Consider the following 26,319-nt stretch of genomic DNA (forward strand, 5'->3'; position numbering starts at 1 on the left):
CTGATTTTGCGTCGCCTCGAATATAATGGAGGTTAACATTCATGTCGAACATGCGACCGGTACACATCCGGCTGCACAGCCGTTATGAAGGTGAAGATGTGCTGCAGGAAATGCAGGGTGAAGCCGTGTTAAAAGGGTCTGTTCTTTATGTTCGTTATGAAGAACCGCAGGTTGGACCTGAGGGAGGTACAACCCGTACAACATTGAAGCTGGGCGGACAATCCATCAAGATTATACGTCATGGTGAGGTGGAATCGGAGCAGACTTTTGAATTGAATCGGAAGCTTCCTGGTTTCTACCGATCACCATACATGTCGTTTGCCCTGTCCACGCATACACAGAAGCTGGAACTTTCCATTCAGGGATTGAGCGCACGCGCAGCGTGGAGCTACGACTTTTACCGCTTTGATGAAGAATCCGGACATTTCGCGATTAGTTTGCATATACAGGAGGAACCAATTTCATGACACGTAATCCACTAGATACGATTAACGAACGGGTAAGTACGGCCATCGGCAACGCCATTGTGACGGCCGGAATTGTTACGCAGGACGAATTGCCAGCCATCACATTGGAAGTGCCGCGTGAGAAGACACACGGGGACTTGGCGACCAATGCTGCCATGCAGCTGACCAAGATTGCCAAGCGCAATCCGCGTCAGATTGCTGAAGAGATCATTGCCAATTTGAATCTGGCTGAAGCCGGAATCGAGAAGGCTGAGATTGCGGGCCCAGGATTCATTAACTTCAAATTGGACAAGAGTTACCTTTATCCAGTACTTGTGCTTGTGCAGGAGCAGGGTGAAGATTACGGAAGAATTAACATCGGAGAAGGACGCAAAGTCGAAATGGAGTTTGTCAGTGCCAACCCGACAGGCAGTTTGCATCTGGGTCATGCCCGTGGAGCGGCTGTAGGTGATGCGCTATGTAACATCCTTGACTACGCAGGATATGATGTAACCCGTGAATACTACATTAATGATGCAGGTAATCAGGTGTTTAATCTGGCTCGTTCCATTGAAGCTCGTTATCTGCAAGAGCTGGGTCAGGATGCTGAGATGCCTGAAGACGGTTATCACGGTGAAGATATCAAAGGATTCGCCAAGCAGCTTGTTGCTGAAAAGGGTGACGAATTGCTGTCCATGCATCCGGGTGACCGTGCGGCTTATTTCCGTGACTTTGGTCTGGAGAAGGAACTGGACAAGATCAAACGTGACTTGAATCGCTTCCGTGTTAACTTTGACATCTGGTTCAGCGAAACTTCCCTGTACGACAACGGAGAAGTGCTGCGAGTGCTTGATGAATTGCGTGACCGCAATGAGATCTATGAGCAAGATGGAGCAACTTGGTTGAAAACGATGCAGTACGGTGATGACAAAGAACGTGTATTGATCAAGAACGATGGCACGTATACTTACCTGACGCCAGATATTGCTTATCACCGCGACAAATATGCTCGTGGATACGACACGATGATCAACATCTGGGGTGCCGATCACCATGGATATATTCCACGGATGAAAGCCGCGATGCAAGCACTGGGTAATGACCCTGAGAAACTGGTGGTCTTGATTGCACAGATGGTGAGCTTGTTCCAGAACGGTGAAAAAGTGAAGATGTCCAAGCGTACAGGTAAAGCTGTAACGATGGAAGATCTGATGGATGAAGTCGGCATTGATGCCATCCGTTACTTCTTCACAATGCGCAGCATGGACTCCCATCTGGACTTTGACATGGACCTTGCGATTTCGACATCCAATGAGAATCCGGTATTCTACGTACAATACGCGCATGCCCGTGTATGTAGCGTATACCGTCAGGCTGAAGAACAAGGTATTGAACTGTTGCCACTGGCACAGATTGACCTGTCCAAGCTGACAACAGAGCACGAGTATGACCTTCTCCGCAAAATGGGAGAGTTGCCTGAGGAAATCTCGGCAGCAGCAACAGGATATGCGCCTCATCGTATCATCCGTTATGTATACGAGTTGGCATCCCTGTTCCACAGCTACTATCGTGCAGAACGTGTCATTACGGAAGACACGCAGCAAACTCAAGCACGTCTGGCACTGATCGGTGCTGTACGTACCGTTATCGCAACAGCGCTTCGTCTGGTAGGCGTAACCGCTCCTGACAAAATGTAAATTCCAGGCTCGCGGCCTATCCTCGGCTCTGCCTAAGGCAAAAAGTCTCCATGTCCATGTTGAGTGCCTTCAACGTGGTACATGGAGACTTTTTTTGTTGTGTACCCTAGCTGAAGAAAACGAAATGCCTGGTCCAAGGCACACTAGCCTGCGCTGACATCACAGCAGGCGTAACCTAGAGTCTCAGCCGCTACGTAATACTCCCTCGTGCGTACTGCCTGGGCCGGGCTACTGCGTTTCGCCACGAAGCCTCAATCAAGTTCTGCTGACGGATGACTGAGCTGGCTCACTCGCCGCCCTCCTGTATTAGCTTCAGGGCATCAATCTCACCACCACGCACCTTGCTTTTTGCGGTGGTGGTCTTGCGGGCGCGCAGCGGGATCGTAGCACGTTTGACGAGTGTCTTGATTTCACTAGGGGATAACCCCGGATGTTTGGAGAGTAGCAAGGCGATAGCGCCACTCACATGGGACGTCGCCATGGATGTGCCGCTCATCTCGTGATGCTTTCCTTGTACCCAGGAGGAGACAATTTTATCACCGGGTGCATAGACATCCACATATGCGCCACGATTGCTGAAGGACGCAATACGTCTGTTTTTGTCGGTTGCCCCAACAGATATGGTCTGGGGATACCGTGCAGGGTAATCAATACTGCGGCGTTTGCCGTCATTTCCTGACGAAGCAACAATAACGATTCCGGCATGGTACGCACGGTTGACAACGTCAAGAAGCGCCTTGCTACGTGTTTTCATGCCAAAGCTCATATTGATGATATCGACCTTGTTGCGTACACACCAGTCGATGCCAAGTACAATGTCGGATACATAAGCCGATCCGTTGTGGTCAAATGCTTTCACCGGATAGATCAGGGAACGTGGAGCTACACCAATCATGCCTGCGGTACTGTTGGCAGCAGCGATAGTGCCTGCAATGTGGGTGCCGTGTCCGTTATCATCATGAGGAAGCAGGCTGCGGTTTAACAGATTGATTCCGCGTGCCAGTGAATAACGAAGATCAGGATGATGATAATCAGCACCTGTATCAATCACACCGATTTTAATCCGGTGTCCGGTAGACACAGACCATACTTTGGGCGCCCGAATCTGCTTCACTCCCCAGGGTATGCCTTGAGCATTGCTTGGTTTGCTGTGGAGTGCAGTGGCATGAAGGGAGATGGGAACGTCTTCTTCAATCGTAATTTCATCCCCATAGCGGTATAGGTCCTCCGGGCGGTGGACTGGAGCGATAATGGAACGAGCCAGTCGCGAGGAACGGACAGCCCCAAGGTCGGTGAATTCATTCCGCATTCGGGACAATTCTACGAGACAGGCCTCGTACTGCTGCGGTTTGGCAAATCGGATCAAATATCGCCCTCCCTGTTCTGGTTCAGGGCGTCGCATTCCGTCAATCAATTGATGCAATAAACCAGTATAGTCCATAATGGGCAGCCCCCTTCGGGATGAACATGCTGAGGTATTCTATGAATGCGCTCATCCCGCCGCATGGGGAACTTGCCCTTTTTTTACAAAAACACATTCTCTTCGTGTCAAAACGGGCGCAGGGACATATGATGGATGGAGAGCTAGAGGGCTCTTGCGGGGAACCTGGTGAGGAGTAATCCTCCAAGGGTATACAGTCAGAAGGCGGAGGGGACTCCGTCTTTTTTATTATGGAGTTGTCTCTTTGGCAAAGAGGATATTCCTGTGGGTTTGATGTCACTTCACGTTTAATATGTGGACATATTGTTGCTGCTCTCCGCATTTGCGTCACATCCGTACATAAAAACTTGCTTTTTAACGCTAAATAGGTTTTACTTAGGTTTGTTAATGGATATGTTATACGTAACAGTCCAGTTCGTAGGGGTTAAAAAGTGAATTTTGTGTGAGAGGAAGTGTCTGCAGTGAGTACCTCGCTCAATTTGAAAATTGATAAAGAAAAGGTAAAAGAGATCCCTTTGGTGGACCTTGCCTTTATGGTGCTGAAAGCGGCTAATACGCCGTATTACTATCGTGACTTAATGAATGAGGTAGCGAAGCAGCGCGGAATGACTGATGAAGAAATCAACGAGTTTATCGCCCAGCTATATACCGAGATTAATATCGATGGCCGTTTTGCTTGCGTCGGTACAAGTCTGTGGGGCTTAAAGCGCTGGTATCCGGTAGCTGGAACAGAAGATTCCATGACGGGTGCGAAGCGTCCGCGTATCATCAACGATGAAGACGATGATCTGGAAGATGAAGACTTCGGTGAAGAAGAAGACAGCTATAGCAGCGATGAAGGCTTCGACAGCACGGATAAAGACGAAGAAGAAGACGAAGAAGAGGAAGAAGAAGACGACATCTTTGACGAAGAAGACAGCGAAGAAGAAGTGCTGGTTGAAGATGACGATCTGGAAGATGAAGACCTCGAAGAAGACGAAGAAGAGTCCGAAAACGAGGATGAATTTGACGACGATTCTGATAATCGATAGTCATTTTTGACGTCTATAATTTACCCGTTTCCCCGGAATAGTCAGCCTTGACAGCAGACGGGGTAACGGGTAAACTATTGCATGGGCTTATGAATGAGCGACAATATATTTATGTTTTTTATAGAAGGTGCCCCGTCCTGCGGGAGTACTTTTTTTTGTATTTTTAGAGGCATAATTTTGCAAAATGATTTTTTCCGTATGCTCCCGGCCAACATTTCGTGGCCCGTTTTTGTATATCAAAAACACCAAATGGAATGAAGGCCATCGGAATATTTGCACCATTTTTTGCTGTAGAACAACGTGTATTTAAACCGACTTCGCAGAAAGAGCAGTTCGCAGATGCAGGGAATTTCTGCCATTGCTCTTTTTAACGATGATTACCTGGGAAACAGGTTACGATAACACCATATATCGCCTGAATTTCTGTACTTATATTAGGAGGGTAATAACAGTGACAAAGTATATTTTCGTGACGGGCGGAGTTGTGTCCTCCCTGGGCAAAGGGATTACGGCTGCTTCTCTGGGCAGATTGCTGAAAAACAGAGGGCTTAAGGTAACGATCCAGAAATTTGATCCATATATTAACATCGACCCGGGAACAATGAGTCCTTATCAGCACGGTGAGGTTTTTGTAACGGATGATGGCGCGGAAACAGATCTGGACCTTGGCCACTATGAACGTTTTATTGACATCAATCTCTCCAAAAACAGCAACGTCACGACTGGTAAAGTATACTCTTCCGTCATCAGCAAAGAGCGGCGCGGGGAATATCTGGGCGGAACGGTACAAGTTATTCCACACATTACGAACGAGATCAAAGAGCGTGTATTCCGCGCTGGACGTGAAGCGGGTTCGGATGTGGTTATTACGGAAATTGGTGGAACAGTGGGCGACATTGAGAGTTTGCCTTTCCTGGAAGCTATCCGTCAAATCAAGAGTGATGTAGGTCGCGACAATGTGATGTACATCCACGTAACACTTATTCCTTATATCAAAGCAGCTGGTGAAGTGAAAACAAAACCAACGCAACATAGTGTTAAGGAATTACGCAGCATCGGTATTCAACCGAATGTGATTGTATGCCGTACGGAGTATGAATTGTCTAAAGACATGAAAGCCAAGATCGCTCTTTTCTGCGACATTGATGAGAATGCCGTGGTTGAATGTCGTGATGCAGACACCTTGTATCAAGTACCTTTGAACCTGCGTGAAGAAGGCTTGGATGAGATCGTGGTAAATCACCTGAAACTGACTACTCCTGCACCGGATATGAGCGAGTGGGAAGGGCTGGTTGACCGGATCAACAAGTTGGAGCATACAGTTGAGATCGCTATTGTTGGTAAATATGTAGCGTTGCATGATGCATACCTGAGTGTTGTTGAGTCGTTGTCTCATGCAGGATTTGCATCCAATGCTGATGTGAAAATCCGCTGGGTTCCTTCTGAAGATATTACGGATGAGAATGTAGGCGACCTGTTACATGGTATTGGCGGTATCCTTGTTCCTGGTGGATTCGGAGATCGTGGTATTGAAGGTAAAGTATCGGCAATCCGTTATGCTCGTGAGAAACAAATTCCGTTCTTCGGTATTTGCCTGGGTATGCAGGTTTCCGTTATTGAGTATGCACGTTCCATCGTTGGTTTGAATGGTGCGAACAGTTCCGAGATTAATCCGGCTACGGAATTCCCTGTGATCGACCTGTTGCCTGAGCAAAAAGATATTGAGAATCTGGGTGGCACGATGCGTCTGGGTCTGTATCCTTGTAAGCTTCAGGAAGGTTCTTTGGCGATGGCTTGTTATGATGACGAGCTGGTGTATGAGAGACACCGTCACCGGTATGAGTTCAACAATGAATACCGTGAAACGATCGAAAAAGCAGGACTGGTTATCTCGGGTACATCCCCGGATGGACGTCTGGTTGAGATCGTGGAACTTCCAGGACACCCATGGTTCCTGGCGGTACAATTCCATCCGGAATTCACTTCCCGTCCGAACCGTCCGCAACCATTGTTCCGTGATTTTGTAAAAGCTTCTCTGGTGAATGCGCAGAAGTAATAAATTTTTTTGTGTTAACGTAATAGATATTAGGGATGTTCCTGGCAACCATAGCGGCTGCCTGAACATCCCTTTTTTTGCGTAAAGAGCAGGTGGGAATGCTTTTTTGTCATTTTGTGAAGGTAGCAGGATTTTAATGGAAGAGGTAGAATACTTATCATGACGACTATGGGATAGTTATCCAGATTCGAAGGTGTGCATGCTTTCCTAATTCTAGGAGGTTACAGAGTGGAAGATAAAAAAGTTTTGATTGTTGATGACCAGAATGGTATTCGAATCCTGTTAATGGAAGTGTTCAGCAGTGAGGGGTATAACACGTTTCAAGCACCCAACGGCAAGGTTGCTCTGGAGATTGTGAATAATGACAAGCCTGACCTGGTATTGCTCGATATGAAGATTCCTGGGATGGACGGTCTGGAAATCCTGAAGCATATTAAAGAAATTGATCCGGGTATCAAGGTGATCATGATGACCGCTTATGGTGAACTGGACATGATTAAGGAAGCCACGGATCTCGGAGCGCTCATGCACTTTACGAAACCGTTTGATATCGACGAGATGCGAGTGGCTGTGAATATGCAACTTCGCAACGGTACCGCCAATAAATGCAGCTGAATCCTGTTGATACAGGATTTTTTTGCGTGTGGAGAACATAGAAGGTACTTGGTGGGAAAATGGGGTATTTCACTCCTTTATCCGGGGAATATTGGAAATGGGGAAGTTATAAAGCGGTGTCTATGAAAACTGTGCTGCAAAGCACAGCATTTTTGCAAATGCTTGTTTAGTATTTGACATGGGATGTGGTATAATAAGCCCGTATGTGATTTCGGCTAAAAACCATAGACACAACCCAAACCCCTAGGAGGATTGAAACCATGCCATTAGTATCTATGACAGACATGTTGAACAAAGCACTTGAAGGAAAATATGCAGTTGGTCAATACAACATCAATAACCTTGAGTGGACTCAAGCGATTCTTGGTGCTGCTGAAGAAGAGAAATCCCCAGTAATCTTGGGTGTATCCGAAGGCGCAGCACGTCACATTGGTGGCTTCTACACTGTAGTTAAAATGGTAGAAGGACTCATTCACGACATGAAAATCACTGTTCCAGTTGCAATTCACCTGGACCACGGTTCAAGCTTCGACAAGTGTAAAGAAGCGATCGACGCTGGATTCACATCCGTAATGATCGACGGTTCCCACCACTCTATCGATGAGAACATCGAAATGACTAAAAAAGTTGTTGAATATGCACACGCTAAAGGCGTTTCTGTAGAAGCTGAAGTAGGTACTGTAGGCGGACAAGAAGACGACGTTATCGGCGGTATCATGTACGCTGACCTGAACGAGTGTATCCGTATCGTTAAAGAAACAGGTATCGATACATTGGCACCAGCTCTTGGTTCCGTACACGGTCCTTACCATGGCGAGCCTAACCTGGGCTTCAAAGAAATGGAAGAAGTTCGTGACGCGGTACAAGTTCCACTCGTATTGCACGGTGGTACAGGTATTCCTAAACACGACATCGACAAAGCCATTTCTCTGGGTACGTCCAAAATCAACGTAAACACAGAGAACCAAATTGCTTTTGCAAGAGTGGTTCGTGAAGTGCTTGCAGCTAAACCAGACGCTTACGATCCACGTACATTCATCGTACCAGGCCGTGAAGCAATTAAAGAAACCGTTAAAGGTAAAATCCGCGAGTTTGGTTCTAACAACAAAGCGTAATTTATCTTTACCAGTTCCATACTGTGAAATGGAAAAACACCGCCTAGCCGGTGTCTTTCCATTTTCACACCTTATTTCTACATCGGAAGCCAACAGCACGTATTGCCGTTCATCGGCTGCAAAACACGTAGGGGGACATTAAGCTTTATGGAAAAATTGATGATTAGTGGCGGACGTCCGTTACAGGGAACTGTAACTATAAGCGGCGCCAAGAACAGCGCCATTGCGCTTATTCCTGCAGCATTGCTTGCCGAGTCAGAAGTCGTGTTGGACAACCTGCCGCTTTTGAGTGACGTGGCGGTTTATGCAGAAATTTTGGAGGAACTCGGAGCACATGTGACTTGGGAAGGCAGTCAGATGAAGATTGACCCTTCTGACATCAAATCCATTCCTATGCCGAATGGTCCCGTGAAGAAGCTTCGTGCTTCGTATTATATGATGGGTGCATTGCTAGGGCGTTTCAAAGAAGCGACCATAGGTTTACCAGGGGGCTGTAATTTTGAGCCTCGTCCAATTGATCAACATATCAAAGGGTTTGAAGCGCTTGGCGCAACCGTAACAAACGAACATGGCTCCATTCATTTGCATGCCAAAGAGCTGCGCGGAGCAAAAATCTATCTTGATGTAAGCAGTGTCGGCGCAACCATTAATATCATGCTGGCGGCTACTCGTGCCAAAGGCTCTACAATTATCGAAAACGCGGCTAAAGAGCCTGAGATTATAGATGTAGCAACACTTCTGAATTCCATGGGTGCCAGCATCAAGGGTGCAGGTACCGAAACGATCCGTATTGAAGGGGTCTCGGAGCTTAAAGGCTGCCGTCATTCCATTATTCCGGACCGTATCCAAGCAGGTACGTATATGATCGCTGCAGCGGCGACGCGCGGAGATGTTCTGATTGACAATGTGATTCCCAAACATCTGGAAGCTTTAACGGCAAAGCTGCTAGAAATGGGTGTTGGCATTGAGGAATTGGATGAAAGTATACGTGTCATTGGTAAACCAAGCTATAACCATGTGGACGTGAAGGCACTTGTATATCCTGGTTTCCCAACGGATCTACAGTCACCAATGACCAGTGTTTTGACACAGGCAACTGGTGTGAGCGTCCTGAGCGACTTTGTATACAGTAATCGATTCAAGCATGTGCCTGAGTTAGTGCGGATGGGTGCAAAGATTCGAGTAGAAGGACGGTCAGCGATTATTGAAGGCAGTGCATTAAACGCGGCCAAAGTAAAAGCATCCGATCTTCGCGCTGGAGCAGCGCTGGTGATTGCAGGTCTCACCGTCAGTGAAGGTGTGACTGAAGTAACGGGGGTCGAATATATCGACCGCGGTTATGATCATCTGGTGACTAATCTGCGCCTGCTCGGTGCAGATGTATGGCGGGAAACTGATTAATAGGAAGCATTATGCATGATTCAGTCCTACACATGTTTATTTTAACTGAACTGCATATCTTTTTGATGATTAGGTAAACCTGTTTTAATAGAGTTCTCAGTCTCTCCGGCATAAGACGAAATGTTTCTGTTTCCTTTACCGGAGGGTCTTTTTTTGAAATAAACTTCATATGGCTGTAAGAACATCATTTCTCATCCCCAACCCCCGGTTTTGTTTGAACTGCGCTCCATAGCCGGTCTATCCGGATTGATCGCCTCAATGCATCGTTCACTCAATAGCGGATCTTGCCGAATGTTGGCCATCCCACCCGGAAACTTACACTCAAAGACAAGTATTTGCATTATAACGGTTACATTCCGTACAATGGACAGAAGGGATTGTGGCAGACGCCGCTCTCTATAGCCGGAACATCTAGCGAAACTATCCATTTCACACGGACTTATTAATTGAATAGGTGGTTATTATATGGATCTACAAATTTCCGATTTGGAAGAAATGAAACTAACGGACCTCTACAAACTGGCCAAAAAATATCAGATACCGTACTATGGTACGTTAAAAAAGAAAGAATTAATCTTTGCTATACTGCGTGCACAAGCAGAACAGAGTGGCCTGATGTTCATGCAAGGCGTACTCGAGATTTTACCTGAAGGTTACGGATTTCTTCGGCCGATCAACTACTTGCCAAGTACGGAAGACATCTACATCTCAGCTTCTCAGATTCGAAAGTTTGACCTAAGAACAGGTGACCTCGTATCAGGTAAGTGTAGAACGCCTAAGGAAAACGAGAGATACTTCGGTTTGTTGCAAGTCAACGCTGTAAATGGTGAGAATCCATCGGCGGCTGCAGAGCGACTTCACTTCCCGGCACTAACCCCACTGTATCCGCAGAAAAAACTGGTTCTCGAAACATCCCCCAACCATTTGTCCACACGAATTATGGATGTGCTCGCCCCGGTAGGATTGGGACAGCGCGGATTGATCGTAGCACCTCCCAAAGCGGGTAAAACGCTTCTCCTCAAAGAAATTGCCAACAGCATCTCAACTAACAATCCTGAAATTGAACTGTTTGTCCTGTTGATTGATGAACGTCCAGAGGAAGTAACGGATATGTCGCGTTCGGTAAAAGGGGAAGTTGTGGCTTCGACATTTGATGAACTGCCTGAGAATCATATCAAGGTGGCGGAATTGGTGCTTGAGCGTGCGCTTCGTCTGGTTGAGGCCAAAAAAGATGTTGTTATCCTGCTGGATAGCATTACGCGTCTCGCCCGTGCATATAACCTGGTTATTCCACCATCCGGTCGTACACTTAGTGGTGGTATTGATCCAGCTGCGTTCCATCGTCCGAAACGTTTCTTCGGTTCTGCCCGGAATGTGGAGGAAGGCGGAAGCTTGACGATCCTGGCAACGGCATTAATTGATACGGGATCACGTATGGATGACGTCATTTATGAAGAGTTTAAGGGTACAGGTAACATGGAGCTCCATCTGGACCGTCGTCTGGCAGAGCGCCGCATATTCCCGGCGATCGACATTCGTCGTTCGGGTACACGTCGTGAAGAAGTGTTGCTGAGCAAGGAAGAGTTGGATACAATCTGGGCAATTCGTAAAAACATGAATGATTCCCATGACTTTGTTGAAGGATTCCTGAAAAAACTTCGTAACAGCAAGACAAATGCAGAGTTTTTGGCCGCATTTGATTCGGCTGGTAATAGCCCGACAAGCAATTCGGGTACAACAACAACCCGTCGCTCACCTAGACAGACAGCAACGTCAGGTACATCGACTTAAGTGTCGTTCGACCAATAACATACTTTTACAGCGTTGCTGTGAATTTTACAATACACTCGTCGTTAGGTTTAACCCATTAGATGTGAGGAGAACATCATGTATTTAGTATACGCAGATGAAAAAGGTAATGTATTTGATCATCCTTCCCTGTACGGGCTTGCCCGCAGTGGAGATATGATCGTGGAGATTATGGAGGATGAGTTGATTCCTCTGCCAGAAGGTGCAACGTTGGTTGGACTCCCGAGTACCCGGCCCATTGGTATGGACCCGGACACCGGTGAGATGTTGCCAATGCCATCAGACACACAGGCTGTAGGTGCATTGCTTCCACAGGGATTCACTCGTTTGTGTCTCCCTGGTTATGTGAAGACGGATAAAGAGTATAAATTGCCGTTATTCGGCTATTCCGCAGTAGTCTGGAAAGATGGCGGTTTCTATGTCACCGCTTCGAAGTCGGATAGTCCTGAAAAATGGAATCCACTCAACTGTGATCGTGACGATGTGCGTTCCGGGGTCAAACGATTGACGGAGCAATACCCCGAGAACCGTCTTTACACCCATCTATCCAACTGTGCGCTTGGATATGAATGTCTAACTTCATCAAACACGTTCCTGAATCGTTGGGAAGGTGGAGTGCCGGTATCCTATTCTTGCAATGCGGGCTGTTTCGGGTGTATCTCCGAGCAACCGGATGATAGTGGCTTTGTTTCCCCGCAGACACGTATGAACTTCCGACCACGTGTGGATGAGATTGTGGAGGTTATGCTGGAACACCTGAAGACGCCGGAGTCCATCATTAGTTTTGGACAAGGTTGTGAAGGGGAGCCTTCCACGCAGGCCAAGCTGATTATTGAAGCGATTCGCGAAGTGCGTTCCGTAACGGACATGGGGTATATCAACATTAATACCAATGCCGGTCTGAATGATCACATTAGAGGTATTGTAGATGCTGGATTGGATCTGATGCGCGTAAGTACAATTAGTGCACTGGATGACCATTATAACGCTTACTATAAACCACGTGGTTATACCTTAGCCAATGTTGAGAAGTCGATGAAATACGCAGCGCAGCAGGGTGTATACACGTCCATTAACTATCTGATCTTCCCAGGCGTAACAGATCGTGAAGAAGAGATTGAGGCGATGATTGAGTTTGCAAGAAGAACCGATCTACGCTTGATTCAGATGCGTAATCTCAATATTGATCCAGAGAGCTATCTGGAATTAATTCCTCCTGCTCAAGGTGATATCTTGGGCATGAAGCAGATGATTGAGATTTTTGAAGACGAGTTGCCTGGTGTTGTGATTGGATCGTATACCCATGTTCCACCCGCTGGAATGGCACGTCCAAAACGGTTGATTACCTCTTAACAATAATGGATTGCAACAGGCGCAAGGTCGTGTTATAATCTCAGGGTTGTGCCATTTACTCTGGGTCCGCTTGAGGCTCAGGGCGGAAAGAGGTGAAAGGTAATGAAAGAAGCAATTCATCCTAATTACACGATTGGTCAAGTATCTTGCGCTTGCGGGAATACTTTTGAGACAGGTTCGGTTAAAGACGGACTTCGTGTAGAGATTTGCTCCGCGTGCCACCCGTTCTTCACAGGTAAACAGAAGTTTATCGATGCTGGCGGCCGTGTTGATCGTTTCAAAAAGAAATACGGAATCTAATTGGACAATTCTTGGAGTTGTCTGCTAATTGCATCCAACACACCCCTGCTGATCTGGCAGGGGTTTTTATATGTAAGCAAAGTCGCATTCACGTTCCTCTGGTTGCAATTTGGATAACCTTACGTTATACTATTTCTTACCGTGCTAGATGGGGAGGTAGCGGTGCCCTGTAACTCGCAATCCGCTATAGCGAGGTTGAATTCCTGCTAGAGGTTTTGCCGATGTGAGGTTTGGTCCCTAAACGTGGTGTTGACGGTTGGGTCCTCCGCAATGAGTACTCATGAACCTGGTCAGGTCCGGAAGGAAGCAGCCATAAGTGAGATCACTCTTGTGCCGGAGGGTTGCCTAGCCCGAGCTATTGTTCAGGGGTGCCACTTGGATCGCAAATATCGATAGCAGGTGCACGGCTTACCTTTTAAATGTAGAGACCTTTGCAGTTGTATGTATGCAGAGGTCTTTTTGATATGTCTTAATAAACCACGCATGAATGAGTCAGATAAAGTTTGGATTCACCCTGGAATATAGTATAATAGGGGAACGACAAAGGACTCGAATGCGAAGTGGAAGGAAGGTAACGCATCATGGAGCATATCGCGTTATACCGGGCTTGGCGTCCCCAGTCGTTTCAAGATATGGTGGGGCAACAGCATATTATTCAGACCTTGCAGAACGCGATTCGTGAACAGCGGACTTCCCATGCCTACTTATTTAGCGGGCCCAGAGGAACGGGAAAGACAAGTGCCGCCAAGATTTTGGCCAAAGCTGTGAACTGCGAACGTGGACCTGCGCCTGAACCTTGTAACGAGTGTGAAGCTTGCCGCAGAATTACGACTGGCGCTGTGATGGATGTGCAAGAGATTGATGCTGCATCCAATCGGGGCGTTGAAGAAATTCGTGATCTTCGGGAAAAGGTTAAATATGCGCCAACCGAAGTCCGGCAGAAAGTCTATATTATTGATGAAGTGCACATGCTGACAACGGAGGCATTCAATGCTTTGCTCAAAACATTGGAAGAGCCACCACCACATGTGATGTTTATTTTGGCAACAACGGAACCGCACCGCCTTCCGGCTACCATTATATCGCGCTGTCAGCGATTTGATTTTCGTCGGGTGTCCCTGGAAGAGCAGACAGCAAGACTTACACTGATCTGTGAACAGGAAGGCATGGAAGCTGACCAGGATGCGCTCCAATACATTGCCCGGTTATCGGACGGTGGAATGAGGGATGCACTTAGTGTGCTGGATCAGATCTCTTCATTTACGGATGGACGAGTAACGTACCAGCAGGTTATGGACATGACGGGAGGAATTGCTTCAGAGCAATTTGCCAAACTGGCTGCCTCGCTGCTCAAAGGTGATGTTGGTCATATTTTGCAGATGATTGAAGGTTTCATGCATGAAGGAAAGAGTGCAGACAAGTGCATGGAGAATTTACTGTATTATTTCCGTGATTTGCTTATGATTAAGATGGTACCTGATGCAGATAAACTGACGGACCGGGTACTTAATCCGGAGTCTTTCCGTGATATGGCGGAGTCATTCACCAGGGAACAACTATTCCACATGATTGACACCCTTAATCGGTACCAGAGTGAAATGAAATATGCAGTACAACCACAGACATTATTTGAAGTTGCATTGCTTAAACTGTGTAGTATTCCAGCTCAAGGTGAGGCTTCTGTTCAGGTGGGAGCTTCAGCTCATGCAGCACCTGCTGATGGGGGAGAGATCAACCGCTTGAAGCAGCAGCTTGCTGAGTTGGAGAAGAAGTTGGATCGTGCATTGAAAAGTGGTTTGTCTGGTGGAGAAGGTGCATCGAGTGCTCCGTCTCGTCCGGCAACAAGAGCGCCTGTATCGAGAGGCAATTCGCCTGCGAAGCTTCCTGCACAGTTGGATCAGTATGTTGCACGCAAGGGAGCTCCTGAGTTCGCAGATATCAGCAAAAAATGGAGTCAGATCCTGCAACGAGTGAAGGAAGAGAGGGTTACCGTTCATGCCTGGTTTGTGGATGGTGAGCCAGTATCATTGCTTGAAGACAATGTGTTGGTTGCTTTTAAAAACAACATTCACCGTGAAACAACGGAGAAGCAGGCTAACCGTGAAGTCATTGAGCGGGTGTTGTCCGAACAACTTGGGCGTCCGGCACGATTGGTGACGATGATGCTCAAAGATTGGACCGGAGCAATGGAGGGAGCTTCTGAAGCGCCAAAGGAGGACTTTAAGCTTGAACCTGAGCATGAAGATGGCGGTTCAGGCAACAAACAGCCTTGGATTGATGAAGCCATCCAACTCTTTGGTGAGGATCTTGTAGTGATCAAAGAATAATGCGCATAGCGCGATAACCATAACAAAGGAGATGAACAATTATGAACAACATGAATCAAATGATGAAACAAGTGAAGAAAATGCAGGAGCAAATGCTGAAAGCACAAGAGGAACTGGCGGACAAAACAGTCCAAGGTACTTCTGGTGGCGGTGTAGTGACGGCTGAAGTTAACGGACACAAGAAATTGCTTGCTATCACGATCAAACCTGAAGCGGTAGATCCGGAAGATGTTGAAATGTTGCAAGATCTCGTTATGACAGCTGTTAATGATGCAATGGCCAAAGCCGATGAGATTGCCAACAAGGATATGGGTAAGTTCACAGGCGGCATGAATATTCCGGGATTATTTTAATTAAAAAATTGATCCTGTCAAAGGAGACACAATCGATTGTATTATCCCGAACCAATAGCCAAGCTGATTGATGCCTTCACCCGGTTGCCGGGTGTGGGTCCCAAGACGGCAGCGCGTTTAGCTTTTCATGTGCTTAACATGAAGGAAGATGACGTTATCGATTTTGCCAAAGCGCTCGTAAGTGTGAAGCGTAATCTTCATTACTGTTCTGTATGTTGTAATATCACTGATACGGACCCGTGTCGCATCTGTCAGGATAAGTCCAGGGATGTCTCTGTAATCTGTGTAGTTCAGGATTCGAAAGATCTGGTGGCCATGGAGCGTACCAAGGAATTCGATGGGTACTATCATGTGTTACAGGGCGCGATTTCACCTATGGAGGGAATTGGCCCAGACGATATTCGTTTGAAGGAACTCTTGGTTCGATTAAGTGATGAACGTATAAAAGAGATCATCTTGGCAACAAACCCCAACATTGAGGGTGAGGCTACAGCGATGTATATCTCCCGGTTGGTGCGTCCGTTTGAGATCAGTGTGACTCGTATTGCGCATGGATTGCCTGTAGGTGGCGATCTTGAGTATGCGGATGAAGTGACCCTTTCCAAAGCGTTGGAAGGGCGCAGGGAGATGCGTTAGTGTGATCAATTTGTATTACGCAGCGGACTTCCTTGGAAACTTTGGATGCTAAATAAGTTTCGATATGCAAAGAGAGCCTTATGGCTCTCTTTTTTTTGTGAAGAAAATGAATGCTCGAGTTCTAAGTTTGTCCTTTCCCTGATAAGTATGAGAATATGCTGTGCTGATCAGGAGGGGGAGAGTTTATGTTTTTGTGGCGAAATACACGGAACTCGGTAGAGAAACACAACAGAATGTTGAAGGAACTTGAGGCGGATCAGATCTATGCAGATATTCAGATGGCTAAGCAGGAATGGGAACGGGCTATGAGACAGTTTGAAGATGCACAGGGGCAGGATGAGATTGATTATGCCATTTATGTATTGGAGGCAGCTGAGCGGAAGTACCAGATCCACTTGAGAAGAGCAAAGCGAGCCAGAGCTAATGGTGATGTTACATCACAACGAGGGGTTAGTATGTAGAGTCGCGTTTACATTAAACACGGAGGTGTAACATATGAAGAGTATCATACTGGGAAGTGTATTGGTTATATCGTTACTGGGGCTTATCGTTATTTTATTCAGAAAGCGGATAGGGTTATCGTTTTTCACGTCATTTGGAATTCATCTGGTGCTGGCTGCAGTAGGGATATATATCGTGAATTATTCCGGCTGGATTACAGGAACCTACATCCCGCTGAACCCTGCGACGATAGGGACTGTAACTGTTTTGGGATTGCCAGGTGTGGGGCTATTATTAGGGTTGAAAATTTCTTTGTTCGGGTAGTTGACTCGCAGGATATTTATATGGTACATTATATCTCGTTGCTTTGCTTGCTTGGTTAGATGCTTTAGATGAAATGAAGGAGTTCATTGCGAACTTCGAAAAATAATTTCAAAAAAATACTTGACCAAAACGAACGAAGTATGATATATTATAAAAGTCGCCGCTGAGAGAAAATGGTGACAAAAAAACGAGTTTGATCTTTGAAAACTGAACAACGAGTGAGTAAACATTCTGCTTGCAGAATGAACGCGAAAGTTTGAGACAAGCCTTGGCTTGAATCGGCTGGAGCGCAAATGAGATTTTTAATCTCGTCAGATTCAAAATGAGCTTATCGCTCTTTCAATACTTTATTGGAGAGTTTGATCCTGGCTCAGGACGAACGCTGGCGGCATGCCTAATACATGCAAGTCGAGCGGACTATCAGAGAAGCTTGCTTCTCTGATAGTTAGCGGCGGACGGGTGAGTAACACGTAGGCAACCTGCCCTCAAGTTTGGGACAACTACCGGAAACGGTAGCTAATACCGAATAGTTGTTTTCTTCGCCTGAAGGAAACTGGAAAGACGGAGCAATCTGTCACTTGGGGATGGGCCTGCGGCGCATTAGCTAGTTGGTGAGGTAACGGCTCACCAAGGCGACGATGCGTAGCCGACCTGAGAGGGTGATCGGCCACACTGGGACTGAGACACGGCCCAGACTCCTACGGGAGGCAGCAGTAGGGAATCTTCCGCAATGGGCGAAAGCCTGACGGAGCAATGCCGCGTGAGTGATGAAGGTTTTCGGATCGTAAAGCTCTGTTGCCAGGGAAGAACGCTTGGGAGAGTAACTGCTCTCAAGGTGACGGTACCTGAGAAGAAAGCCCCGGCTAACTACGTGCCAGCAGCCGCGGTAATACGTAGGGGGCAAGCGTTGTCCGGAATTATTGGGCGTAAAGCGCGCGCAGGCGGTCATTTAAGTCTGGTGTTTAATCCCGGGGCTCAACCCCGGATCGCACTGGAAACTGGGTGACTTGAGTGCAGAAGAGGAGAGTGGAATTCCACGTGTAGCGGTGAAATGCGTAGATATGTGGAGGAACACCAGTGGCGAAGGCGACTCTCTGGGCTGTAACTGACGCTGAGGCGCGAAAGCGTGGGGAGCAAACAGGATTAGATACCCTGGTAGTCCACGCCGTAAACGATGAGTGCTAGGTGTTAGGGGTTTCGATACCCTTGGTGCCGAAGTTAACACATTAAGCACTCCGCCTGGGGAGTACGGTCGCAAGACTGAAACTCAAAGGAATTGACGGGGACCCGCACAAGCAGTGGAGTATGTGGTTTAATTCGAAGCAACGCGAAGAACCTTACCAGGTCTTGACATCCCTCTGATCGATGCAGAGATGTATCTTTCCTTCGGGACAGAGGAGACAGGTGGTGCATGGTTGTCGTCAGCTCGTGTCGTGAGATGTTGGGTTAAGTCCCGCAACGAGCGCAACCCTTATATTTAGTTGCCAGCACTTCGGGTGGGCACTCTAGATAGACTGCCGGTGACAAACCGGAGGAAGGTGGGGATGACGTCAAATCATCATGCCCCTTATGACCTGGGCTACACACGTACTACAATGGCCGGTACAACGGGCTGCGAAATCGCGAGATGGAGCCAATCCCAACAAAGCCGGTCTCAGTTCGGATTGCAGGCTGCAACTCGCCTGCATGAAGTCGGAATTGCTAGTAATCGCGGATCAGCATGCCGCGGTGAATACGTTCCCGGGTCTTGTACACACCGCCCGTCACACCACGAGAGTTTATAACACCCGAAGTCGGTGGGGTAACCGCAAGGAGCCAGCCGCCGAAGGTGGGATAGATGATTGGGGTGAAGTCGTAACAAGGTAGCCGTATCGGAAGGTGCGGCTGGATCACCTCCTTTCTATGGAGAATCGTTTCCTGCAACGGAAACATTCAAATACAAAATCTAGCCAGGTCGGCTAGTTACTCACTCGTTGCTCAGTTTTGAGAGCTTAAACTCTCAAACGTTTGGTGGCGATAGCGAAGGGGTTCCACACGTTCCCATCCCGAACACGACCGTTAAGCCCTTCAGCGTCGATGGTACTTGGACCGCAGGGTCCTGGGAGAGTAGAACGCCGCCAAGCGTAACCCATTTTGGGTTCAAATAGTATATGTAATGTGGGCCCTTAGCTCAGTTGGTTAGAGCGCACCTCTGATAAGGGTGAGGCCGGTGGTTCGAGTCCACCAGGGCCCACCATCTATACCTTTGAAATTTATATGGGGCCATAGCTCAGCTGGGAGAGCGCCTGCCTTGCAAGCAGGAGGTCAGCGGTTCGATCCCGCTTGGCTCCACCAAAAATGTTTTACAAGTTTGTTCTTTGAAAACTAGATATCGAAACGAAACAAACGCGAATTAGAACATTCCTTTAAGCTGAACTTGTGCAAACAAGTCAAGTGTATAAAGGTAGTTAAATTGCTTTTGTGAGGGTATCGGGTGAGAGCGACTTTTGGCTTTGCGCAAGCAAAACAAGGGAAGCGAGCGACCGAAACCGGAACAAAATGGTTAAGCTACTAAGAGCACACGGAGGATGCCTAGGCGCTAGGAGCCGATGAAGGACGTGGCGAACAACGAAACTGCCTCGGGGAGCTGTAAGCAAGCTTTGATCCGGGGGTGTCCGAATGGGGAAACCCAGCTGGGGTAATTTCCAGTTACTCACAACTGAATACATAGGTTGTGTAGAGGCATACCAGGGGAACTGAAACATCTAAGTACCCTGAGGAAGAGAAAACAATAGTGATTCCGTCAGTAGCGGCGAGCGAACGCGGAGAAGCCCAAACCAAAGAGCTTGCTCTTTGGGGTTGTGGGACGTCTCACATGGAGTTACAAAGGAACCGGTTAAGCGAAGAGGTCTGGAAAGGCCCGCCAAAGAAGGTAAAAGCCCTGTAGTTGAAAGTCTGTTCCCTCCGAGACGGATCCCGAGTAGTGCGGGGCACGTGAAACCCCGTATGAATCCGGCAGGACCATCTGCCAAGGCTAAATACTTCCTAGCGACCGATAGTGAAGCAGTACCGTGAGGGAAAGGTGAAAAGCACCCCGGAAGGGGAGTGAAATAGAACCTGAAACCGTGTGCTTACAAAAAGTCAGAGCCCGTTTTAGGGGTGATGGCGTGCCTTTTGTAGAATGAACCGGCGAGTTACGTTCCCGTGCAAGGTTAAGGTGAAGAGCCGGAGCCGCAGCGAAAGCGAGTCTGAATAGGGCGACTTAGTACGTGGACGTAGACCCGAAACCGGGTGATCTACCCCTGTCCAGGGTGAAGGTGCGGTAACACGCACTGGAGGCCCGAACCCACGCATGTTGAAAAATGCGGGGATGAGGTGGGGGTAGCGGAGAAATTCCAATCGAACTCGGAGATAGCTGGTTCTCCCCGAAATAGCTTTAGGGCTAGCCTCGGAAAACAGAGTCGTGGAGGTAGAGCACTGATTGGGTGCGGGGCCCGCAAGGGTTACCAAGCTCAGTCAAACTCCGAATGCCATAGACTTACTTCCGGGAGTCAGACAGTGAGTGCTAAGATCCATTGTCAAAAGGGAAACAGCCCAGACCATCAGCTAAGGTCCCCAAGTGTGTGTTAAGTGGGAAAGGATGTGGAGTTGCACAGACAACCAGGATGTTGGCTTAGAAGCAGCCATCATTGAAAGAGTGCGTAATAGCTCACTGGTCGAGTGACTCTGCGCCGAAAATGTAACGGGGCTAAACACACCACCGAAGCTATGGCTTGATGCTTTGCATCAGGGGTAGGGGAGCGTTGTATAAGGGTTGAAGGTGTACCGTAAGGAGCGCTGGACATTATACAAGTGAGAATGCCGGTATGAGTAACGAAAAGATCAGTGAGAATCTGATCCGCCGAAAGCCTAAGGGTTCCTGAGGAAGGCTCGTCCGCTCAGGGTAAGTCGGGACCTAAGGCGAGGCCGAAAGGCGTAGTCGAAGGACAACAGGTCGAAATTCCTGTACCACCGTAAGCCGTTATGAGCAATGGGGGGACGCAGTAGGGTAGTGACGCGGACTGATGGATGTCCGTCTAAGCAGTAAGGCTGATGTGTAGGCAAATCCGCACATTGTAAGGCTGAGCTGTGATGGGGAGCGAAAATTATAGTAGCGAAGGTCATGATCTCACACTGCCAAGAAAAGCCTCTAGCCAGGTGATGGTGCCCGTACCGCAAACCGACACAGGTAGGCGAGAAGAGTATTCTAAGGCGCGCGGAAGAACTCTCGTTAAGGAACTCGGCAAAATGACCCCGTAACTTCGGGAGAAGGGGTGCCCCGGTAGTGTGAATAGCACGAGGGGGCCGCAGTGAAAAGGCCCAAGCGACTGTTTAGCAAAAACACAGGTCTGTGCGAAGCCGTAAGGCGAAGTATACGGGCTGACGCCTGCCCGGTGCTGGAAGGTTAAGGGGAGTGGTTAGGGAGCAATCCCGAAGCTGTGAACCGAAGCCCCAGTAAACGGCGGCCGTAACTATAACGGTCCTAAGGTAGCGAAATTCCTTGTCAGGTAAATTCTGACCCGCACGAATGGCGTAACGACTTGGGCGCTGTCTCAACGAGAGATCCGGTGAAATTTTAATACCTGTGAAGATGCAGGTTACCCGCGACAAGACGGAAAGACCCCATGGAGCTTTACTGCAGCTTGATATTGAATTTGGGTACGATCTGTACAGGATAGGTGGGAGCCTTTGAAACGTGAGCGCCAGCTTGCGTGGAGGCAACGTTGGGATACCACCCTGATCGTATCTAGGTTCTAACCTGGTACCGTAATCCGGTGCGGGGACAGTGTCAGGTGGGCAGTTTGACTGGGGCGGTCGCCTCCTAAAGAGTAACGGAGGCGCCCAAAGGTTCCCTCAGAATGGTTGGAAATCATTCGAAGAGTGCAAAGGCATAAGGGAGCTTGACTGCGAGACCTACAAGTCGAGCAGGGACGAAAGTCGGGCTTAGTGATCCGGTGGTACCGCATGGAAGGGCCATCGCTCAACGGATAAAAGCTACCCTGGGGATAACAGGCTTATCTCCCCCAAGAGTCCACATCGACGGGGAGGTTTGGCACCTCGATGTCGGCTCATCGCATCCTGGGGCTGAAGTAGGTCCCAAGGGTTGGGCTGTTCGCCCATTAAAGCGGTACGCGAGCTGGGTTCAGAACGTCGTGAGACAGTTCGGTCCCTATCTGTCGTGGGCGTAGGAAATTTGAGAGGAGCTGTCCTTAGTACGAGAGGACCGGGATGGACGTACCGCTGGTGTACCAGTTGTTCCGCCAGGAGCACCGCTGGGTAGCTATGTACGGACGGGATAAACGCTGAAAGCATCTAAGCGTGAAGCCCCCCTCAAGATGAGATTTCCCAGTATGTAAGACCCCTTGAAGACGACGAGGTAGATAGGCTGGGGGTGGAAGTGCAGCAATGCATGGAGCTGACCAGTACTAATCGGTCGAGGGCTTATCCAATAGCAAGTTCTAAATCGCATGTTTCGTTTCGAATCTAGTTTTCAGGGAGCAATCCTTGAATGATGTTGATGATTTTTATTTGGAGAGATACCCAAGTGGCTATAAGGGGACCCTCTGCTAAGGGGTTAGACTGCGTAAGCGGTGCGAGGGTTCGAATCCCTCTCTCTCCGCCATCTTTACCTAAAGATGGACAAGCAATCAAGACACAATTAATATGGCGGTGTAGCTCAGCTGGCTAGAGCGTACGGTTCATACCCGTAAGGTCGGGGGTTCGATCCCCTCCGCCGCTACCATATTACCCAGGAGGCTTAGCTCAGCTGGGAGAGCATCTGCCTTACAAGCAGAGGGTCGGGGGTTCGATCCCCTCAGCCTCCACCATATACGCCGGTGTAGCTCAACTGGTAGAGCAACTGACTTGTAATCAGTAGGTTGGGGGTTCAAGTCCTCTCGCCGGCACCATTAATGCCTGGAACCGTGGTGTAGTTGGCCTAACATGCCTGCCTGTCACGCAGGAGATCGCGGGTTCGAATCCCGTCGGTTCCGCCATTAATCCTAAAAATTAAATATGGCTCGGTAGCTCAGTCGGTAGAGCAGAGGACTGAAAATCCTCGTGTCGGCGGTTCGATTCCGTCCCGAGCCACCTTTAATCCCTGGAGGATTAGCGAAGTGGCCAAACGCATCAGACTGTAAATCTGCTCCCGTACGGGTTCGGTGGTTCGAATCCATCATCCTCCACCAGTTTTATGAGTCATTAGCTCAGTTGGTAGAGCACCTGACTTTTAATCAGGGTGTCGAAGGTTCGAGCCCTTCATGACTCATCTTTAAGAAAAGAGTGATTAATCATTAATTTGATTAGTTGCTCTTTTTTTGTTATGTAATTTTAGCTCAATATGGATATTTATTAATGCTGGGCAAGATATGATAAACTAATAGAAAACATGCAGAGTGGTGACGTTCATTATATGAAGCTCATACCTGATCTAAAACAGCAAATTGAAGTCATTATAGGCACAAATTTGGACGAATATGAAATTACAATAGAAGAATGGATGCAATCTGTTGCCAATCTAGTTGGTAATCATGAAAATTTAGAGACCTTTGGTGATGAAGGTGAGTGTCAGGAGTTATCTGATCAATCTGCATCTCCAATTTCATCCGATGTAATCAGTTTGAATACGGGAAAGCGTATATTTTTTAAGGTTCGGATGAATGAGCAAGAAGAAACTGTCGTGTGTTGGGGATGCCCTGCAAAATCAATTACCGTAGAAACACGACAATTGATTGAGCTTTTGATCCGCACTAACACGGCTCTACCCGATGAGGTACAACCTGTTGTATATGAGAATGATAGGGAGCAGTATTTGACTGAATTGGGTCTCTGGCTTAAAGAGCAGATCGAAGAACCAACCAAGCAGGAATCTGAAGCGGTTCCTGATCGCTTTGTGGTGCCCGCAGGATTAAATGCTGAGAAGATTCTCTTCTTGCTGCAAGGCGATACACCGGATGCACATCGTTTACGGTCCAAGGAACTCAACAAGTTGCTTGAGAGTTACTTTGGCGAGGAAATTGTCTTGATTCCTTTGGGGGAGCAAGAGTGGATTTTCATGGGTGATAAAGAAATTGTTACTGAAGAAGCCGAAGAAGATACAACGGAAGCCAAAAAGGATTCACTGAACGCTTTTTGTCTGGGGTTGCATGAATTGGTTGCCAGTGAGTGGGCTGGGGTGTTCCATCTGTCTGCATCTCTGCCATGCATTCCTGCGCAACAACTTGTATCGGTCACAACTCTTCTTAGAGAGAGTGTTCACTTAGGGAGAGCATTCCATGTTACGCAGCATATTCATCTCCCATGGGATCTTCACCTGGAGAGGTTGGTAGCGAGCATTCCAGATGATCAACGTATACGTTTTATAAAGGAAACTGGTAAAGACACGGTAATCTTCAATGACAGTGAGACACTTGCTACGCTGGAGACTTTTTTTAGCCTGGACTGTAATGTCAGCGAGACAGCGAAACGACTTTTCATTCATCGTAATACGTTGGTATACCGCCTGGACAAGATCAAACAGGAGATTGGCTATGATGTGAGGCACTTCGAAAGTGCCGTTCTAGTGCAGTTTTTACTACTAATGTACAAAGTGACGAAAAAGCATTGATATTTTTGTGCAGTTTGCGAATAGTCAAACCTCACGTAGATAGGGTATTATAAAAATACAAATTGTATTCGATTACAAAATGATCTCTGAGGAGGCAACAATCATGGCTGGAGTACGTTTAGAGCATATTTTCAAAAAATACCCGGGTTCTGATAAAGCAACTGTAGTTGACATTAACCTGGACATTAAAGATAAAGAATTTCTGGTACTGGTAGGTCCGTCCGGTTGTGGTAAGTCAACAACACTTCGTATGATCGCAGGCCTTGAGGAAATTTCTGAAGGTAAACTCTATATCGGTGACCGTGTCGTTAATGATGTTGCACCTAAAGACCGCGATATCGCGATGGTATTCCAATCCTATGCCTTGTATCCACATATGAGCGTATATCAAAACATGGCGTTTGGTTTGAAATTGCGTAAGGTTAAAAAAGATGAGATTGACAAACGTGTACGTGAAGCAGCTAAAATCCTGGATATCGAACATTTGCTTGAGCGTAAACCTAAGGCATTGTCCGGTGGTCAACGTCAACGTGTCGCTTTGGGACGTGCGATTGTCCGTGATCCACAAGTGTTCTTGATGGATGAGCCCCTCTCCAACTTGGATGCCAAACTGCGTGGTCAAATGCGTGCTGAGATCACTAAACTTGCGAAACGTTTGGAAACAACTGTTATCTACGTAACGCATGACCAGATCGAAGCTATGACGATGGGTGATCGGATCGTTGTTATGAAGGATGGTATCATCCAACAAGCAGCTTCTCCGGAAGAGTTGTACAACCTGCCGGCTAACCTGTTCGTAGCTGGTTTCATCGGTTCCCCGACAATGAACTTTATCTCGGGTAAACTCGCTGAGCAAGGTACTAGCATGCATTTCATAGCTCCTGGTGTGGATGTTGAAATCCCGCAAGGTAAAGCACAAGTGTTGAAATCTAGAGGATACATTGGTAAAGAAGTGATTCTGGGTGTTCGTCCAGAAGACATTCACGAAGAGCCAGTATTCCTGGAAGCATCCCCGAACTCTGTATTCTCTACACACGTAGATGTTACAGAGAACCTGGGTCACGAAATGCTCCTCTACTTGAGCGGTGTTGGTAATGATACAACGATCGCACGTGTAGACGGACGTTCTAACACTCGTGATGGTTCCACAGTTAAAATGGCCATCGACATGAACAAAGTTCATATCTTTGACAAAGAGACTGAAGTGAACGTACTTCTTCAAGACAAATAATACTGGGATTCCTCGGTGACGATGGAACCTGACAGTTAACGCAATTATACATTGTAATGAGAGCCCCTTCCGTTATTGCTGGAAGGGGCTTTTTTAAGATTAATGAATTTATAAGTTTC

At 47.6% G+C, this 26,319-nt stretch carries 18 protein-coding genes, 10 tRNA genes, 3 rRNA genes and 1 other RNA gene; 31 read left to right on the forward strand and 1 reads right to left on the reverse strand.

Annotated elements, in window-relative coordinates; genetic code table 11:
- Positions 1–41 precede the first annotated feature (41 nt).
- The gene (locus tag MHI48_RS00585) at positions 42–467 is read left to right on the forward strand and encodes a DUF1934 domain-containing protein (protein ID WP_017691299.1); all 426 of its coding nucleotides are present in this window, start codon (positions 42–44) and stop codon (positions 465–467) included.
- Positions 464–2,143, forward strand: coding sequence for an arginine--tRNA ligase (argS, locus tag MHI48_RS00590; protein ID WP_076329945.1), 1,680 nt, complete (start codon positions 464–466; stop codon positions 2,141–2,143). The genes MHI48_RS00585 and argS overlap by 4 nt, the downstream gene beginning before the upstream one ends.
- Before the next feature lie 286 nt (positions 2,144–2,429).
- Here the strand turns inward: argS and MHI48_RS00595 are convergent, their stop codons facing one another.
- Entirely contained in the window at positions 2,430–3,584 is a 1,155-nt protein-coding gene (locus tag MHI48_RS00595) for a S8 family peptidase (protein WP_076329944.1), read from the reverse strand.
- A 461-nt stretch (positions 3,585–4,045) separates the two neighbouring features.
- Here MHI48_RS00595 and rpoE point away from each other — a divergent pair, with 461 nt between their 5' ends.
- From rpoE to MHI48_RS00740, 29 genes are all read left to right on the forward strand, one after another.
- Complete coding sequence (gene rpoE, locus MHI48_RS00600; protein WP_047841137.1) at positions 4,046–4,615, forward strand: DNA-directed RNA polymerase subunit delta; 570 nt, start codon at positions 4,046–4,048, stop codon at positions 4,613–4,615.
- 451 nt (positions 4,616–5,066) lie between these two features.
- On the forward strand, positions 5,067–6,671 hold the full coding sequence (locus MHI48_RS00605; protein ID WP_036607266.1) for a CTP synthase: 1,605 nt from the start codon (positions 5,067–5,069) through the stop codon (positions 6,669–6,671).
- Between the two features lie 228 nt (positions 6,672–6,899).
- A complete protein-coding gene (locus MHI48_RS00610; RefSeq protein WP_017691292.1) occupies positions 6,900–7,286 on the forward strand; it encodes a response regulator in 387 nt (128 codons plus the stop codon).
- Positions 7,287–7,546: 260 nt separating this feature from the next.
- The gene (fba, locus tag MHI48_RS00615) at positions 7,547–8,401 is read left to right on the forward strand and encodes a class II fructose-1,6-bisphosphate aldolase (protein ID WP_036607263.1); all 855 of its coding nucleotides are present in this window, start codon (positions 7,547–7,549) and stop codon (positions 8,399–8,401) included.
- 147 nt (positions 8,402–8,548) lie between these two features.
- A complete protein-coding gene (locus tag MHI48_RS00620) occupies positions 8,549–9,802 on the forward strand; it encodes a UDP-N-acetylglucosamine 1-carboxyvinyltransferase (protein WP_036607261.1) in 1,254 nt (417 codons plus the stop codon).
- Between the two features lie 465 nt (positions 9,803–10,267).
- The gene (gene rho, locus MHI48_RS00625; RefSeq protein WP_036607258.1) at positions 10,268–11,593 is read left to right on the forward strand and encodes a transcription termination factor Rho; all 1,326 of its coding nucleotides are present in this window, start codon (positions 10,268–10,270) and stop codon (positions 11,591–11,593) included.
- Positions 11,594–11,689: 96 nt separating this feature from the next.
- Entirely contained in the window at positions 11,690–12,964 is a 1,275-nt protein-coding gene (locus tag MHI48_RS00630) for a radical SAM protein (protein WP_036607256.1), read from the forward strand.
- A 102-nt stretch (positions 12,965–13,066) separates the two neighbouring features.
- Positions 13,067–13,264 carry a 50S ribosomal protein L31 gene (gene rpmE / locus MHI48_RS00635; RefSeq protein WP_036607255.1) on the forward strand — a complete coding sequence of 66 codons (198 nt, stop codon included), beginning with the start codon at positions 13,067–13,069 and terminating at the stop codon, positions 13,262–13,264.
- Positions 13,265–13,403: 139 nt separating this feature from the next.
- Positions 13,404–13,671: signal recognition particle sRNA large type (gene ffs, locus MHI48_RS00640), an RNA gene on the forward strand.
- 174 nt (positions 13,672–13,845) lie between these two features.
- Positions 13,846–15,591 carry a DNA polymerase III subunit gamma/tau gene (gene dnaX, locus MHI48_RS00645; protein ID WP_405142732.1) on the forward strand — a complete coding sequence of 582 codons (1,746 nt, stop codon included), beginning with the start codon at positions 13,846–13,848 and terminating at the stop codon, positions 15,589–15,591.
- 41 nt (positions 15,592–15,632) lie between these two features.
- On the forward strand, positions 15,633–15,944 hold the full coding sequence (locus MHI48_RS00650; protein WP_036607248.1) for a YbaB/EbfC family nucleoid-associated protein: 312 nt from the start codon (positions 15,633–15,635) through the stop codon (positions 15,942–15,944).
- A gap of 36 nt (positions 15,945–15,980) precedes the next feature.
- Positions 15,981–16,580: a recombination mediator RecR gene (gene recR / locus MHI48_RS00655; protein WP_036607246.1), complete on the forward strand. Its 600-nt coding sequence runs from the start codon at positions 15,981–15,983 to the stop codon at positions 16,578–16,580.
- A 185-nt stretch (positions 16,581–16,765) separates the two neighbouring features.
- The gene (locus MHI48_RS00660; protein ID WP_353884268.1) at positions 16,766–17,041 is read left to right on the forward strand and encodes a DUF2508 family protein; all 276 of its coding nucleotides are present in this window, start codon (positions 16,766–16,768) and stop codon (positions 17,039–17,041) included.
- Positions 17,042–17,075: 34 nt separating this feature from the next.
- Positions 17,076–17,345, forward strand: a complete 270-nt coding sequence (locus MHI48_RS00665) for a pro-sigmaK processing inhibitor BofA family protein (protein WP_036607241.1) — start codon at positions 17,076–17,078, stop codon at positions 17,343–17,345.
- 347 nt (positions 17,346–17,692) lie between these two features.
- Positions 17,693–19,245 (forward strand): 16S ribosomal RNA (locus MHI48_RS00670).
- Between the two features lie 106 nt (positions 19,246–19,351).
- Positions 19,352–19,468: ribosomal RNA gene (gene rrf / locus MHI48_RS00675) — 5S ribosomal RNA — on the forward strand.
- A 36-nt stretch (positions 19,469–19,504) separates the two neighbouring features.
- Positions 19,505–19,581: transfer RNA gene (locus tag MHI48_RS00680), tRNA-Ile, on the forward strand.
- 22 nt (positions 19,582–19,603) lie between these two features.
- Positions 19,604–19,679, forward strand: a tRNA-Ala gene (locus MHI48_RS00685).
- 206 nt (positions 19,680–19,885) lie between these two features.
- A 23S ribosomal RNA gene (locus tag MHI48_RS00690) occupies positions 19,886–22,813 on the forward strand.
- Together the 16S, 23S and 5S rRNA genes with 10 tRNA genes alongside form the textbook arrangement of a ribosomal RNA operon.
- A gap of 81 nt (positions 22,814–22,894) precedes the next feature.
- A tRNA-Ser gene (locus MHI48_RS00695) sits at positions 22,895–22,986 on the forward strand.
- Positions 22,987–23,029: 43 nt separating this feature from the next.
- Positions 23,030–23,106: transfer RNA gene (locus MHI48_RS00700), tRNA-Met, on the forward strand.
- A gap of 9 nt (positions 23,107–23,115) precedes the next feature.
- A tRNA-Val gene (locus tag MHI48_RS00705) sits at positions 23,116–23,191 on the forward strand.
- 5 nt (positions 23,192–23,196) lie between these two features.
- Positions 23,197–23,272, forward strand: a tRNA-Thr gene (locus MHI48_RS00710).
- A gap of 9 nt (positions 23,273–23,281) precedes the next feature.
- A tRNA-Asp gene (locus tag MHI48_RS00715) sits at positions 23,282–23,359 on the forward strand.
- Between the two features lie 21 nt (positions 23,360–23,380).
- Positions 23,381–23,453, forward strand: a tRNA-Phe gene (locus MHI48_RS00720).
- Positions 23,454–23,465: 12 nt separating this feature from the next.
- Positions 23,466–23,551 (forward strand) — tRNA-Tyr (locus tag MHI48_RS00725).
- 7 nt (positions 23,552–23,558) lie between these two features.
- Positions 23,559–23,631, forward strand: a tRNA-Lys gene (locus MHI48_RS00730).
- A gap of 120 nt (positions 23,632–23,751) precedes the next feature.
- A complete protein-coding gene (locus MHI48_RS00735) occupies positions 23,752–24,969 on the forward strand; it encodes a helix-turn-helix domain-containing protein (RefSeq protein WP_143781510.1) in 1,218 nt (405 codons plus the stop codon).
- A gap of 103 nt (positions 24,970–25,072) precedes the next feature.
- Positions 25,073–26,200, forward strand: a complete 1,128-nt coding sequence (locus tag MHI48_RS00740; protein WP_017691279.1) for an ABC transporter ATP-binding protein — start codon at positions 25,073–25,075, stop codon at positions 26,198–26,200.
- The last annotated feature ends 119 nt before the right edge of the window (positions 26,201–26,319 follow it).

This window comes from Paenibacillus sp. FSL H7-0942, assembly GCF_045040715.1.
Taxonomy (GTDB): domain Bacteria; phylum Bacillota; class Bacilli; order Paenibacillales; family Paenibacillaceae; genus Paenibacillus; species Paenibacillus amylolyticus.

What these genes read in the sequence shown, in the direction of transcription:
- MHI48_RS00585 (WP_017691299.1), top strand. Translation starts at nt 42, where the DNA reads ATGTCGAACATGCGACCGGTACACATCCGGCTGCACAGCCGTTATGAA.
- argS (WP_076329945.1), top strand. Translation starts at nt 464, where the DNA reads ATGACACGTAATCCACTAGATACGATTAACGAACGGGTAAGTACGGCC.
- MHI48_RS00595 (WP_076329944.1), bottom strand. Translation starts at nt 3,584, where the DNA reads ATGGACTATACTGGTTTATTGCATCAATTGATTGACGGAATGCGACGC.
- fba (WP_036607263.1), top strand. Translation starts at nt 7,547, where the DNA reads ATGCCATTAGTATCTATGACAGACATGTTGAACAAAGCACTTGAAGGA.
- MHI48_RS00620 (WP_036607261.1), top strand. Translation starts at nt 8,549, where the DNA reads ATGGAAAAATTGATGATTAGTGGCGGACGTCCGTTACAGGGAACTGTA.
- rho (WP_036607258.1), top strand. Translation starts at nt 10,268, where the DNA reads ATGGATCTACAAATTTCCGATTTGGAAGAAATGAAACTAACGGACCTC.
- MHI48_RS00630 (WP_036607256.1), top strand. Translation starts at nt 11,690, where the DNA reads ATGTATTTAGTATACGCAGATGAAAAAGGTAATGTATTTGATCATCCT.
- rpmE (WP_036607255.1), top strand. Translation starts at nt 13,067, where the DNA reads ATGAAAGAAGCAATTCATCCTAATTACACGATTGGTCAAGTATCTTGC.
- dnaX (WP_405142732.1), top strand. Translation starts at nt 13,846, where the DNA reads ATGGAGCATATCGCGTTATACCGGGCTTGGCGTCCCCAGTCGTTTCAA.
- MHI48_RS00650 (WP_036607248.1), top strand. Translation starts at nt 15,633, where the DNA reads ATGAACAACATGAATCAAATGATGAAACAAGTGAAGAAAATGCAGGAG.
- MHI48_RS00660 (WP_353884268.1), top strand. Translation starts at nt 16,766, where the DNA reads ATGTTTTTGTGGCGAAATACACGGAACTCGGTAGAGAAACACAACAGA.
- MHI48_RS00665 (WP_036607241.1), top strand. Translation starts at nt 17,076, where the DNA reads ATGAAGAGTATCATACTGGGAAGTGTATTGGTTATATCGTTACTGGGG.
- MHI48_RS00735 (WP_143781510.1), top strand. Translation starts at nt 23,752, where the DNA reads ATGCAGAGTGGTGACGTTCATTATATGAAGCTCATACCTGATCTAAAA.
- MHI48_RS00740 (WP_017691279.1), top strand. Translation starts at nt 25,073, where the DNA reads ATGGCTGGAGTACGTTTAGAGCATATTTTCAAAAAATACCCGGGTTCT.